The organism is Paractinoplanes toevensis, assembly GCF_018332695.1.
GTDB lineage: Bacteria > Actinomycetota > Actinomycetes > Mycobacteriales > Micromonosporaceae > Actinoplanes > Actinoplanes toevensis.
In genome coordinates, this window is record NZ_BOQN01000177.1 from 1 (window position 1) to 13,253 (window position 13,253).

Consider the following 13,253-nt stretch of genomic DNA (forward strand, 5'->3'; position numbering starts at 1 on the left):
CGACGCCCGGATCTGCCGCGACAAGTGCACGGCGCCGACTCCCGGCGGCACGACTCATCACTGTATGTGAGGAACGCGCGACCATGTTTGACCGCCAAGTAGGACCGGTCTATCGGTAGCGCGCCCAGGCCTCGACCAGTCCCGGGCCATCAGATGGGCGACCGAACTGTCGGCTAACCGACATGCGGTCGGCGCGTGACGGCGTTGCGACCGTCGGCGCCCGGAACCGCCCGCGACGTCGGCATCTTTAGCGTCGCCGAACACACCGGTCCGATGCCGTGAGGCAGGAACGCCATGATCAATACCCTTGCGACCGGCATGACTGTGAACGGCATCGCCTTCTACCAGCCCGGTGCTGCCCACACCGGCCCGGCTGGTCCCGGCCAGAAAAGCCGCGATCTGACGCCAGATTCCTCCGCATGGATGGATGGATGGCCCGTTGGTGCCGCTCGCTTGGCCCGACGGGCGGCAGCATCCGGGCGCGCTACCCGGAAACGCTTGTACCGGCCACGCCGAGCGGCGGCAAGGGCGTGCCGTCCCTGCTCCAGCACCGTCGCACCTGATGCGGGGCCGTGCCGGTGGCCGCTGGTGCCGAAGCGGGGCCGGATCCCTTGCCCGCCCGCTTCGGCGCCATGGCCGGTCCGCGCCCAGGGTCAGCGCGGCCCGGTGCCAACCAGCCGCCCGGGTCACCCGGGCTCAGCGATTGTTCACCCCGCCGCGATGACGGTGCCGCCGCGTCCGCGGCGGCGCGGCCACCTCGCGAAGGGACCATCCTGTGAACCACCACCAACAGCGTTGCAGCATCTGGAATCCCGCCGATCTACTGGGCGCAGTGCCGTACCTGCTCGGCTTCCGCCCCGAGAACTCGTTCGTCGCACTCCTGCTCGATGCCGACCACCTGGCTCTCGCGGCGGGCCGCGCCGACCTGGTCCACCCCACCGACGAACTGGCCCGCAGGCTGCGGGAGGCGTTCGACCCCGAGACTGCCGGTGTGGTGCTGCTGGGCTACGGCCCGATCCCGGAAGCGGACCGGCTCACCACCCTGATCCGCGCCGTGCGCCGTGACATCGCGGTCATCGGTGGGTTGTGGGTCGCCGACGGCGAGTACCGCTGCGTGTGGGACGGCTGCGCTTGCCCGGCACGCCAGGGTGTGGCGTTCGACGCGCGGGCGACCGTGTCGGCGGCCTGGCTGACCGCACGTGGCCTGGTCGCCGCCGGATCGCGCGAGGAGTTGCTCGCTGAGCTTGCCCCGGATCCGGTCGCTCAGGCCCGCATCCAGGATCTGCTGGACGCCGGTCACCACGTAGACGCCCAGGCCGCTGTCGACGATGCGTTGCGGCGGGGTGAGCAGGGCGAACGCCTCAGCGATGCCCAGGCCGCGGCGCTGGTCGTCGCCTTGCGCCGGCCGGAGTTTCGCGAGCAGGTGTGGCGGGCCACCGACGATCTGCCGTGGCAGCGGCAGCTGTGGTTCGATCTGACCCGCCGGGTCCCGGACGCTCACGTCAGTGTGGTGGCCGCGCTCGCCGCGTGGTGGGCGTGGCGGACCGGTCACGAACTGTTCGCCCGCGCGGCGCTCGACCGTGCCGTGGGTTCCGGTTCACCCGCCACCCTCGCGCTCATCGTTGCCGCGCTGGTCACCGCAAGGATTGATCCGGAAAGCCTGCCGTGGCCGCTGCACCCTGCCCAGGTCAGCGCGATGGCCGGCCTGCGCAGTCGGATCCGGCAGACCGGTTCGCCCGGAAGCCGGTGGTAGCGGTGGTGCTGCTCATCACCGCCGACCCTGGGCTTCGTCAACAGGCCCGTCGCTGCGCCCGGCAGGCCGGTGCCTGGCTCGACGACCACGACGACTTCCACGGCCCGGTGAAGCTGCGCTGGGGCCGCTCACCGCTGGTGCTGCTCGGCGCCGATCTACTGGCCACCGCGGGCCGGCAGCGGCTGCGTCGCCACGAGAACCTGGTGGTGCTCACCGACGGGCGGATGCGTACCCGCGGCGCCGACCGGCTCGGCGCCGGCCGTGTGGTCAACGTCGCGACCGGCCGGGCCTGGCTGACCGCACAGCTGGCGCCGACCGCGACGGTGACGCTGGGCCGGCTCGCCGGCGCCGGCTACCGGATCGGCTACGCCGACCCCGACACGACCCACCAGATGCGGTTCCTTGACGGTTGGCAGGTCAGCGACCAGCGCCGAAGCGGCACCGACGCGCCGTACGTGTCCTTCGGCCAGGTAGCGCGCGATGACACGGCCGGGCAGTCCAGCAGCGCCCAGCGCAGCAATTTCCGCGTCGCGCACCGCCGGTTCCCGCACGCCTGGACCGACACCGTCCACAACGGTGTCACCACGCTGGGCGCGTTCGTCGCCGACCTGCCCCCGGCTGCGGTCGACCAGCTGGTGGCCCTGGCCGGTCATCCGCTGATCGACGACGACGACCACAGCGCACTGGAAGACGACGACATCCACGCCAGCTGGCACCAGACGGTGGCCGCGGACGTGCGCGCCTTGCTCGACGACCAGACCCGGGGCATGTTCGACAGCCTCGTTGACGCGCGGTGCCAGCAGCTGTGGTGGGAGACCGCCACCGATCTCGGCCTCGACCCCGAGCACACCGGTCACAGCGTCATCTGGCACTACCCGAAGCTCGTGCCTGCGTTCGCCGCCCGGCTGCGCGCGCACAGCGACGGCGCATAGCCGGCTCATCTCGCACCGGTGCCCGGTCGGCGGACGCCGTGCGGGTTTCCGTGCGTCGACCGTCACGCGATCACCAACCCTGACCTGATTTTTCCGTCGGCCGTTCGTCGTGCTGAGCCATTCGGTGCTCCGCGCGGCGGGCGGCCATTTTTTGTGCCCAAAGGAGGCCGATATGTCCATACCGGTGTCGCTTCCCGGCGATGTCCTGGCGGTGAATGGCAGCGCCGCGTCTCCCACCGTGGCCCGCGAGTTGCACGCCGAAGCCCTGCGCAGCGGGAAGATGGCGCTGCCGGTGCGCGCCCGGGCCGGCTACGTGCGCACCCCGGACGACCTCGCCGACGCGTTGTGCACGTGGCCGCACCACGACCTGCCCTGGCTGCCGGCCGGGGCGCGCGTGCTCGAGCCGTCCGCCGGCGACGGTGCACTGGTCGCGGCGATCCTGCGGGCCAACCCGCGGGTGACGGTGACCGCGGTCGAGCCGCATCCGGTCCGGGCACAGGCGTGCGCCGACCGCAACGCCGAAGCCGGCGCCGACGTCCATGTCACGACGTTCGAGCAGTACGCCGCCGGCGCCGCCCGCGAGGGAACCTGGTTCGACGCGGTGGTGATGAATCCGCCGTTCGCGGTGGCCGGGCAGGCCGACATATGGCTGGAACACCTGCGCGCGGCGTGGCACCTGCTGCGTCCCGGTGGCCGGCTGGTCGCGGTCGTCCCGGAAGGGTTCGCGTTTCGCAGCAGCGGTATCCAGGCCGACGCGCGCGCGTTCGTGGAGCATCACGGCACTCACCGGCCGCTGCCGGCCGGCGCGTTCGCGGCGGCGGGCGTGCAGGTAGCGGCGCGGATGGCGCGGATGACCAAGCCGGTCGGCGCGGCCGGGCCGGAGTATCTGCTGGCACCCGATCTGAGCCGGGAACCGGTGCCGGTGCCCGCGCCGCGGCTGACCGGTGCCGCGGTGCTCGACACCCCGGCGCAGGCGATCCGCGGGGGATGGCACGACGGGCGGGTGCTGCGCTACCACGGCCGGTGCGTGCTGTGCGGCTGGCTGTTGTGGGGCTTCGACGACCGGCAGAACGACCCCCGCGGCCCGCTGAGCGCCTTCAGCGCCGGGTTCAGCATGCGGGCAGAAGAGTACGAGATGTCCGGCCCGGCGGTCGGATTGTGCCTGGACTGCGCCAACACCGGCGACCGGTACCGGCAAGCCCTCGACCGGGCCTACCAGCACTGGACCGCTGTCCCGGCGATCAGCGCCTGACCGGCGCCCACCTGACCCTTTCAGAATTTTCGCCTGCCCCGGTCCCGGGCGGTCCCGGGCGGTGCTGGCCGCCGATCCTGGCCGACCGCGGCTCGTCCCGCCAAGACCCACCCGGCCGCACACCCGCCTCCAAGGCGCCCAGTCGATGAGCCGGGCGGGTCTTCGGCGGGCCCGCGCCGATCGGCCGGCCGGGCGGACCGGGCCAGCGCCGCCCACGGGCCCAGCCCGCCGGGCCGGCGCGGAGGCGTTTTCCGCCTGTTTCCTGCTTGAAGGAGTAACTGCCGTGACCACCACTCTCGAACCCCAGACGCAGGACGTCGAACACGACGACGACCGCGATGTGCCTGCGGTCGGCACCGAGCTGGAACTGTCGACCGCCGAGGTCGTCGACGCCGAAATCATCGACGACGATGAGGACGAGGGTCTGGCGCCGTTGGCTGCTGTGACGGCCCCGCCGTCGATGCGCATGGAACGGCTCGACCCGCGTCTGTTGATGGACAACCCCCGTAACTCCCCGAAGCGGCTGCGGGACCTGACCGATCTGATCTCGTCGATGCCCATCGTCGGTGTTCTCGAGCCGCTCGTCGTCGTTCCGCTCGACCCGCCGGTCACCGTCACCGACGAGGACACGAAGACCACGATCACCTACGAGTACATGCTGCTGATGGGGCACCGCCGTAAGTACGCCGCCATCACCGTCGAGCTGCCGCACGTGCCGTGCTGGGTCGTCGACGATCACGGCGCCGTCTACCAGATCCTCGCGCAGCTGCTGGAGAACAGCCACCGCGCCGGCCTGAGCCCCACCGAGGAGGCGGAGAGCTTCCACCAGCTGACCCTGGAAGGCTGGAACGAGCAGCAGATCGCCCAGGTGCGGGCGATCCCGGCCACGCAGGTCCGCAAGACCTTGCGGATCCGCGAGCTGCCGGAGGCCGCCAAGCAGGCACTTGACGCCGAGGCGCTCAGCTTCGACGAAGCCGCGGCGCTGGCTGAGTTCGAGGACGCCCCCCGCGTCTACGAGAAGCTGGTCGCCGAGATCGGCAACAAGTGGCGGTTCCAGCAGGCCCTGACCAGCGCCCGCGCCAGCCGGATTTACACCGCGGCCAAGGACCTGGCCCGGGCGAACCTGGTCATCGACGGGGTGAAGGTCACCAGCCGGCCGAAGAAGTTCGGCTACGACAGCACCGAGGTCGACGTGCGGCAGCTGACCGACGCCGACGGCCAGCCGCTCGACCCCCAGCAGGTCAAGACGATGCCGGGAATGGCGGCGTTCATCGAACGCGACGGCACCACCGCGAAGACGGTCGTCTACTGCGTCGACCCGGACAAGTACGGCTACCGGCGGGCGCAGTCTCCCCGCTACTCGTGGATGAGCCCGGAGCAGGCCGCCGAGAAGGAAGCGCAGGAACAGGCGCAGGCCGAGACCCGCGAGCAGCTGCGCCAGGCGGCCGAGGTGCGCCGCGAGTTCATCCGGGCTACCTGGGGCACCGCGAAGGCCGCCCGCAGCCTGTACGTGGCGGCCCTGCGCGCGGACCTCATCGGCCAGGACCTCAAATACAGCGACGACCTCACCGACCTCTACACCGCGCTGGGCGGCGCCGACCTCGACGCGCTGCTCACCGCCGGGGAGGACAAGCTGCGCCGCAGCCTCGTCGCCCGCTGGCTGTGTGCTCTGGAATCCAACCTGGAGCTCGCCGTCGGTGAGTATCCCTGGAACTTCGACGACCACCGCGGGCTCGCCTTCTACAACCTGCTGATCACCGTCGACGAGCCGTACCCGCTCACCGACGCGGAGATGGCCCACTACGACCTCCTCACGGCCAAGCTCACCAGTGCCGACCCCGACGAGGACGCCGAGGACGACGAGGCGGAGAACGACGAGGCGGAGAACGACGAAGCGCAGGACCACGGGATAGAGCACCGCGAGGCGGGTGACCTGGACGGCGATGCCGACACCGGCGCCGACCACACCCTGAACGCCTCGCTCGACGAGCAGCCCGAAGGCCGGCAGCCGGACGGCGACGAGCACGACGACGAGAACGTGAGCGAAGACGCGGGCGAGGGCGAGGTGAGCGTCGAACCCGCGTTCGCCTGACCTCGATATCGCAGCCATCCACCGCACGGCGCGAGCCCCGCTCTTGGGGCTCGCGCCATTTGTCGTTTCGGAGGACCTCCGGTGACCTTCACTCTCACCGATCTGTTCTGCGGCGCCGGTGGCAGCAGCTTCGGCGCCGAGCTCGTTTGCGGCATCCGCTGCGTCATCGCCGCCAACCACTGGCAACGCGCTGTCGACACCCACCAGCACAACCTCCCGCACGCCGGGCACGACTGCGCCGACATCTCCCAGGTCGACCCGCGCCGCTACCCGCACACCGACTTCCTGTGGGCGTCGCCGGAGTGCACCAACCATTCGCAGGCCAAAGGTGTCCGCGACGCCGACAAGATCCCGGACCTGTTCCAGCAGACGCTGCCCGACGAGGCCGCCGAACGCTCCCGGGCGACCATGTGGGACGTCGCCCGGTTCCTGGAGGCGAAACTGCTCGCCGGGCACCCGTATCTCGGGTTTGTTGTTGAGAACGTCGTCGAGGTCGTCAAGTGGCTGCCCTACCGGGCGTGGCGCCTCGCTCTGCAGGATCTGGGCTACTGCCTGCACACCGTCTACCTGAACTCGATGTTCGCCCAAGGCGGCGGTGACGGGGCCTGCCAGTCGAGGGACCGCTGGTACACCGTCGGGCACCTGGCCAGCATCGGCCGCTGCCCCGATCTGCGCCGGTGGACCCGCCCGGACGCGACCTGCGAGCGGTGCGGCATCACCCAGAAACCGGTCCAGGCGTGGAAGGACCCCGCCCGGCAGTTCGGCCGGTACGGCACGCACGGGCAGTACGTGTGGCGCTGCCCCAACGGCGACTGCCGCGGCAACCGGGTCTACCCGCAGGTCCAACCCGCGGCGGTCGCGATCGACTGGGCCGTGCTCGGCACCCGCATCGGCGACCGTAAGGAACCCCTGGCGGACAAGACGATGCAGCGCATCACCGACGGCTACCAGCGCTACGCCCGGCCGCTGATGGTGCCGGTCGGCGGGACCTGGCGCACCGACGCGCTGCCGCTGGACGTGCCGATGCCGGCCCGCACCACCAGGGAGAACGACGCGGTCACCGTGCCGCCGCTGGTCGTCGCGCTGGAAGGCCGCGCCACCGTCGCGCACGTGCGCCCGGTCGATCAGCCGCTGCGGGCCCAGACCGGCCGCCACCAGGACGCGCTGGTGGTGCCGATGCGTAACCACGGCATCGCCCGCCCGGCCGGCAGCGACCCGCTGCCGACCGTCACCGCGGCCGGGAACCATCACGGCCTGCTCACCTGGCCGCAGCTGCTGGTCCCGTACTACTCGACCGGCCGGGCCCGCACCGTGGCCGAGCCGATGGGGGCGCTGTCCACCGTCGACCGGTACGCGCTGCTCGGCACGCAGATCAACGTCGAGGACTGCCTGTTCCGGATGCTGGAGCCGCACGAGATCCAGGCCGGGATGGCGTTCGACAACAGCTACGTCATCCTCGGCACCCGCCGCGAACGGGTCCGCCAAGCCGGCAACGCGGTCACCCCGCCCGCAGCCCGAGACCTGATCGCCGCACTGGTCGAGACGGTCAGCGGCCAAACCCCGACATTCCGGGCCTCGCAATGGGCGCTCGCGGCATGACCCGCGACCTGACCGCCCTCGCCGCCGATCTCGCCGCCGCCGGCACCGCGGAACTGACACGGGCACCGGCCACGGCCCGACGCGGATACGCGTGTATCGGCTGGCTCCCGGACCAGCGCCGCGCTGACTGCCGGGCGTATTTCGCCGTCGTCGACGAACTCACCGCCCCGCACCGCCGGCGCACATCAACGACCACACGCCTTGCCGACGATCTCCCCGGCGTCGACCGGCGCGGCGTGACGCCCCTTCACGCTCCGCAGGAGAACCCCTCATGACTGTCTGCACCCAAGAGCAGGCGTGGCGACTGATCCGCGCACTCGGCCCGGTCAACGCCGGCCGGCTGGCCGGCCACAGCCTGATCGGCCACGTCCCGCACATCCCGGCCGGAACCCTGACCCCGCAGGACGCGCAGGTCCTGCACGACAACCTCTACCGGCCGCCGGACGAGGCGGTCACCGGCGACAGCATCTGCTACGTGGTCAGCAGCGATCACACCCCGGTCGCGTGGCTGACCTACCACGCCCAGGTCGTCACCCCCACCGCGCAACTCACCGCCTACCAACTCGAACATCAGGGCAAAGCGGTGGCGGCGCTGTCGCAGCTGACCCGCCGGGCGATCGGGCACCTGGCCCGGCTGCGCGACCAGCGCGAAGGCCGTGGCCCCGGAGCTGCGCCGGACGTCCGCGAGCAGACCACGCGGGTACTGGTCGCCAACCCGGCCGATCCGACGCTGACCTGGTGGACCAGCCTCAGCCCCGATCTAGAAGCGAGCCGGGCGCATCTGGCCGCGCTGATCCGCACCAGAGGTGACGATGCGCTGATTGTCGACGCGTTCGGCTACGGCACCTACCAGCGCGGCAGCCATCCGCTGACGGTGCCGGTGCTGTGCACGATCGAGCGACTGGCCGCCGAACACGATCTGGCGGCGTCGGCGATCGGCGACTGGCTCGACGCCGAAGGCGCGCCCCGCAGCCGACCGGACGCGACCCAGGTCGAAGAGGCGTTCACGGCCTGCTACCTCGGGCTGTATCCGTACCGGCGGGCGTTCGCCGAAGCAGAACGCGACCGGCGCGGCTGGCGTCACATCCTCGACGCCGCGGGGATCCCGCTGCACCTGTTCGACCTGCACCGCTACGCCACCGAACTGTTCGCCCACGACGTCCGCAGCATCACCCTGCCCGACGGCCGGCACGCCGTGTTCCGCCGCCCCACCGGCTGACCCATCGACCCAACAGCCCATTGTCCGCGCGCCGCCTCCGGGACATGCCACGTCCCCGGGGCGGCTCTTTTGTGTCCGAAGGGATTTCCGTTCATGCCCGTCCGCTTCACCGCGGCGCCGAGCGCCAGCTACCGCGTACGACGACCCCTGTCCACCGCCGAGCTCGACACCGTCCGCCAGCACCTGCACGCCGACGTTCCCGACCCGCAAGAACTGCTCAACACCGTCGTCGCTGCCGTCTTCACCGCCCTGCTGACCGATGTCGGCGAAACCTACCCCGACCACGAACCCGACCCGAGGTTCGAACGCGGCCTATACGCCATCCCGATCAGTCAGTGGACCGCGATCTGCCTCGCGCTCACCAGCCGCGCCGCCACCTGGGGCCCCACGACGACGGTCGAGATGGACTTCGCCGCCCTGATGCCCAGCGCCTACGACGACCCCACCGCCACCACACCCGACCTCGGCCCGCCAGAACAGCCAGCCTCCTCCATTCATATCGAGGTCACCCGGGAAGCCGCCGACACCATCGCGGCGTGCGGGCGGCACATCGCCGCACTGGCCTACGCCTACGGCGGCCTCGACCTGTCCTTCATCGCCGCCGCCGATACCTGGAGCGAGCAACTGACCCGGCTGCTGAGCGCACCGGCTGGTACCCGCGTGGTGCTGCACGCCGACGGGCCCCTGTCGCTGCTCGTCAGCACCGGTAACGGCGACCAGTCCCGGATCACCTTCCGCCCCTCACCGACCCGCTGCATCGCCGCCGGCCGATGCCAGGCCGTCGCCACCACGACCGGCGGCGTCGTGCTGTGGCAACCCGACCAGCCCGGCGCCGTAGTGCTCGACCACGAGCACGAGCCCGACGCCGCCCTCGACCGGCCGCGCCCCGGCACCTGGATCACCCAGCCCTGACCACATCCGCCACCCGGACGGGCGCCTGCCAGCCGGCCTGCGCCCCGCCCTCCGAGGAAGGCCCATCACCGTCATGACACTCATGATCACCGCGAGCGACCAGAGCGCCGAACACCAACTTCGCGCGGAACTGGCCGCCGCCCGCGAACAGGCCGAGCAGCAGCGGCAGCGAGCCGACGCATCCGAGCGGCGGGCCGTCACCGCCGAGCAGCGGCACCGCGACGACATCACGCTCATCGGCGAGAAACTCATCGCCGAGGCCGACGACCGCGACTGGTGCGAGGTCTACGACGAGTTCGTCGACTACCTCAACATCAATCTGCACGTCGAGCTGCCGCTGCGCGAACGCGACTTCACCGTCACCGCCATGGTCGAGTTGCGCGTCGACGTGACCGCGACCAGCGAAGGACAGGCCCGCGATCTAGCGGAAGACCTGGTCCGTCACGTCGAGCAGCGGCTCGACGCCATGGACTCGATCACGGCGTACCCGCAGGAGAGCCACCGCTACGACGTCACGCGCGACGACTGACCTGCGGCTCGACCCGCTCGGCGCGGGCCGCCTGCCGCGGCCCGCGCCATCGTCCGCCTTAACCGCCGCCCGGCGGCGGCCTCGTGCCCGGCCCCGACCGGCCGAGGTGCCCGCCGATGCCGCATCAAGCGGCGCTGAACCCGCGACACCGTTCGATCACCGGAGACCTCACCATGGGCTACACCCACTGCTGGCGATACCAGCCGGACAGCCGCGCCTACGCGGCGGCGTGGCCGGCAATCGTGCAGGACAGCAACCACATCATCGCCCAACTCAGTAAACGCATCCCGATCGCCGGACCCGACACGACCGGTGTCCCGCTGCTCAGCACGGCCGACGGGATCGCCTACAACGGTGGACCCGGTGAGCACGGCGAGGCGTTCGTGCTCGCCGTCCCCGGCACCACGGCCCGGCAATGGTGGTTCTGCAAAACCGATGGCCAGCCCTATGACCTCGCTGTCACCGCCACCTTGCTGCGCTGCCACCTGCTGCTGCCCGAGGCGTTCCTGATCGCCAGCGAAGGCGCCTGGACCGCAGACTGGCAACCCGCCCGACGCCTGGTCAAACGCCTCTTCGGCGTCACCGTCAGGACCGTCCCGTTCAGTGACGCGGCGCTGCCCGATGACGACGACTTCCGGGCCCTGAGTACCGACACCCACGATCGCTGACCCCGTCTCGACACCGCCGCTCGATCGCCGACAGCCCGGTCCTGCCCAGCGCAGGGCCGGGCCTTTTTGTGCCCACCGCAAGGACCCGCTCGTCCGCCTCCGGCCGCGACCACGTGCCCGGCCGGCGCCGGAGACGTGGGACTTGCCCATTTCAAAAGGAGCCCACTGTGGACCGGACTGCGCGAAGCGCGGACCTCGCCGCCCTGATCACCGACACCCGCAACTCCCTGATGCCGATCTTCGGTGCCATGGAGGTCGCCGAGCAGGAGATAGTTGACGCCCAGGTCCGGCACCCGAACGTCGCCGACCGGATCTGGCGCAGCTTCAAGCTCCTGGTCTCGACCAGCGATCTGCTGACCCGCAACGAACTGGTGTACCGCTCACACTGCCGGGAACTGCTCGAACGCGTCGCCGCTGGCGCCGACACCCGGCCCGGCACCGCCGCCGAATGCTGCGTCGCCCTGTGCGAGGTCAGCCAGCGGGTCCCGCTGAACACCAGCGCCGCCGGCCTGTACGCCCGGATGTGGAAAGCCGCCGGACTGCCCCCGATCGAGCTCGGCGACGCGAGCGTGCACTACGAAGCACTCGAGAGCGCCGCCATCGACGACAAAGAACGCGACCTCCGCGCCCGGCTCAGCCAGGCCGAGCGTCGCCTCGACAGCAAGCCCAGCAGCTGACGCCTCCCACTACAGACAACTCGCCGCCGACTGGAGGCACAGGCGGCCATCACCTGTCGTGCGGTAAGCGTCCCGGCCTGCCATTGCCCTGGCCGCGGTCCCCGGACCGTGACGGCTGGCATCAGCGTGAACCAGACGGCTGGTCGCCTCCGTGATCCACGCCCACCACCGGACCGGCACCTCACCCCCTATTCCGCGCCTTCACCGGAAAGGTTCGACAACCATGACCCGACCCCCGACACCGCTGAGGTTCGCCTCCCCGGCCGACATCGTCGGCGCGGTGCCCTACCTTCTCGGCTACCACCCCGACAACGAAATCGTCGCGCTCTACCTCGACGGTCGCCGCCGCGTCATCACGAGCACCTCGGTACCGCTGACCCAACCGTCCCCGGCCCGGCTCGCCCACCTCGCTCTGCACATCCCCGCCAGCCAGGCCGCAGGCATCGTGCTGATCGGCTACGGCTCCGAAACCGCCCGGTCCGCCGTCACCGCCGCCGGTGAGGTCTTCGAGCTGCTCCGGGCCGTGCACGGCCTGTTTCTGGTCACCGGCAACCGGTGCGTGTGCCTGCTGCCCGGCTGCACCTGCCCCGCCACCGATGGCATCGAGGTCGACCCGACGACCACGGCCTCGGCCGCGCAGCTGTCGGTCGCCGGGCGCGTCGCGCTGCCGTCGCGCACCGACCTGCACCGGCTCGTCGCCGCCGATCCCGCCGGCCAGACCGAGATCGAAACAGCGCTGACCGCCGTGCCGGCTGCCTTCCGGCCCGATGCCGGGCACGTCACGTTCTCCCTCGCGCAAGCCAGCAACGGCCACCGGCTCACCGGCGAGCAAGCCGCCGAGTTCGTCATCGCCCTGACCGACCCTGACCTGCTGGCGATGGCACGCCACTCGGTGTGCGGCTGCATGTGGCAGCGCGACCTCTGGCTGGACCTGACCCGCCGAGCACCCGACAGCCACCTCGCCGGACCGGCCGGCCTCGCCGCCTGGTGCGCCTGGCGGCGCGGCGAAACCGCCCTGGCCGAGGCAGCCTTGCACCGTGCCCGGCAGGCCGCAGCCGCCAACGTCCTGACCGACCTCGTCGGCCGGATCCTGCACGCGCGGCTGTCGGCCCGGCTACTGACCCGGCCGCCGGCCTGATGAACCGTGCCGGCCGCCGACGCCGGCGGAGCACACCTGCACCTCTCGCTGATCCGCCCGGCCGGCGGGCAACCCGCACCGCACATCGGCGTGCCGGGCACGCGCGACGGTCACCGCGGGCCGAGCCGCCGTGCCCCGACCGTCACCGTCGCCGACTCGCACCGTCTACCGACACCGCCGCCCGCCTGCGCTGGCGGCATCCGAACCGACGTCGCGCCACCACCTGCCACCGGTGCCGGCACGGTGGCGCGCGTCCGCATCCTGTGAGGAGTTCCCATGTTGCATCGTCTACCCGGCGCACCCAGCCCTGGCATCTGTGATCCCGGTACGGCGCCGTCGCCTGCCCACGGTGCTGCTGCCGCGACCAGCGGCTACCCCATCGCGTCCATCAGCACCGCCCTCACCCGGCCGCTACCGGCATCGCGCATACCGGCACCGCCGGCGACAACCGGTTGCGTCCCATCCGAGCGGCCAACAGCAGT

At 71.3% G+C, this 13,253-nt stretch carries 13 protein-coding genes; all 13 read left to right on the forward strand.

Translation table 11 applies throughout. The annotated features are described in order from the left end of the window. The first annotated feature begins 775 nt into the window (after positions 1-775). Positions 776-1,753 carry a DUF4192 domain-containing protein gene (locus tag Ato02nite_RS49245; protein WP_213013659.1) on the forward strand — a complete coding sequence of 326 codons (978 nt, stop codon included), beginning with the start codon at positions 776-778 and terminating at the stop codon, positions 1,751-1,753. A gap of 2 nt (positions 1,754-1,755) precedes the next feature. After that, positions 1,756-2,685 (forward strand): hypothetical protein, encoded by a 930-nt coding sequence (locus Ato02nite_RS49250; RefSeq protein WP_213013660.1) that lies wholly within the window; start codon positions 1,756-1,758, stop codon positions 2,683-2,685. Positions 2,686-2,857: 172 nt separating this feature from the next. After that, complete coding sequence (locus tag Ato02nite_RS49255) at positions 2,858-3,937, forward strand: methyltransferase (RefSeq protein ID WP_213013661.1); 1,080 nt, start codon at positions 2,858-2,860, stop codon at positions 3,935-3,937. 283 nt (positions 3,938-4,220) lie between these two features. Further along, positions 4,221-6,029 (forward strand): ParB/RepB/Spo0J family partition protein, encoded by a 1,809-nt coding sequence (locus Ato02nite_RS49260; RefSeq protein ID WP_213013662.1) that lies wholly within the window; start codon positions 4,221-4,223, stop codon positions 6,027-6,029. 81 nt (positions 6,030-6,110) lie between these two features. Then, positions 6,111-7,628: a DNA cytosine methyltransferase gene (locus tag Ato02nite_RS49265; protein ID WP_213013663.1), complete on the forward strand. Its 1,518-nt coding sequence runs from the start codon at positions 6,111-6,113 to the stop codon at positions 7,626-7,628. Further along, positions 7,625-7,903 carry a hypothetical protein gene (locus Ato02nite_RS49270; RefSeq protein WP_213013664.1) on the forward strand — a complete coding sequence of 93 codons (279 nt, stop codon included), beginning with the start codon at positions 7,625-7,627 and terminating at the stop codon, positions 7,901-7,903. Before Ato02nite_RS49265 ends, Ato02nite_RS49270 begins: the two co-directional genes overlap by 4 nt. Further along, positions 7,900-8,847, forward strand: coding sequence for a hypothetical protein (locus Ato02nite_RS49275; protein WP_213013665.1), 948 nt, complete (start codon positions 7,900-7,902; stop codon positions 8,845-8,847). Before Ato02nite_RS49270 ends, Ato02nite_RS49275 begins: the two co-directional genes overlap by 4 nt. Positions 8,848-8,940: 93 nt before the next feature. Continuing rightward, positions 8,941-9,759 carry a hypothetical protein gene (locus Ato02nite_RS49280; protein WP_213013666.1) on the forward strand — a complete coding sequence of 273 codons (819 nt, stop codon included), beginning with the start codon at positions 8,941-8,943 and terminating at the stop codon, positions 9,757-9,759. A 73-nt stretch (positions 9,760-9,832) separates the two neighbouring features. Next, entirely contained in the window at positions 9,833-10,288 is a 456-nt protein-coding gene (locus Ato02nite_RS49285; RefSeq protein WP_213013667.1) for a hypothetical protein, read from the forward strand. Positions 10,289-10,404: 116 nt separating this feature from the next. Further along, positions 10,405-10,956: a hypothetical protein gene (locus tag Ato02nite_RS49290; protein WP_213013668.1), complete on the forward strand. Its 552-nt coding sequence runs from the start codon at positions 10,405-10,407 to the stop codon at positions 10,954-10,956. A gap of 167 nt (positions 10,957-11,123) precedes the next feature. Further along, on the forward strand, positions 11,124-11,633 hold the full coding sequence (locus Ato02nite_RS49295) for a hypothetical protein (RefSeq protein ID WP_213013669.1): 510 nt from the start codon (positions 11,124-11,126) through the stop codon (positions 11,631-11,633). 223 nt (positions 11,634-11,856) lie between these two features. Continuing rightward, positions 11,857-12,771, forward strand: a complete 915-nt coding sequence (locus tag Ato02nite_RS49300) for a DUF4192 domain-containing protein (RefSeq protein ID WP_213013670.1) — start codon at positions 11,857-11,859, stop codon at positions 12,769-12,771. 6 nt (positions 12,772-12,777) lie between these two features. Beyond that, entirely contained in the window at positions 12,778-13,038 is a 261-nt protein-coding gene (locus Ato02nite_RS49305; RefSeq protein ID WP_213013671.1) for a hypothetical protein, read from the forward strand. Positions 13,039-13,253: the final 215 nt, after the last annotated feature.

Excerpts from the sequence above, each read along its gene's own strand:
- Ato02nite_RS49280 (WP_213013666.1), top strand. The coding sequence starts at position 8,941 with ATGCCCGTCCGCTTCACCGCGGCGCCGAGCGCCAGCTACCGCGTACGA.
- Ato02nite_RS49290 (WP_213013668.1), top strand. The coding sequence starts at position 10,405 with ATGCCGCATCAAGCGGCGCTGAACCCGCGACACCGTTCGATCACCGGA.
- Ato02nite_RS49285 (WP_213013667.1), top strand. The coding sequence starts at position 9,833 with ATGACACTCATGATCACCGCGAGCGACCAGAGCGCCGAACACCAACTT.
- Ato02nite_RS49275 (WP_213013665.1), top strand. The coding sequence starts at position 7,900 with ATGACTGTCTGCACCCAAGAGCAGGCGTGGCGACTGATCCGCGCACTC.
- Ato02nite_RS49255 (WP_213013661.1), top strand. The coding sequence starts at position 2,858 with ATGTCCATACCGGTGTCGCTTCCCGGCGATGTCCTGGCGGTGAATGGC.
- Ato02nite_RS49300 (WP_213013670.1), top strand. The coding sequence starts at position 11,857 with ATGACCCGACCCCCGACACCGCTGAGGTTCGCCTCCCCGGCCGACATC.
- Ato02nite_RS49270 (WP_213013664.1), top strand. The coding sequence starts at position 7,625 with ATGACCCGCGACCTGACCGCCCTCGCCGCCGATCTCGCCGCCGCCGGC.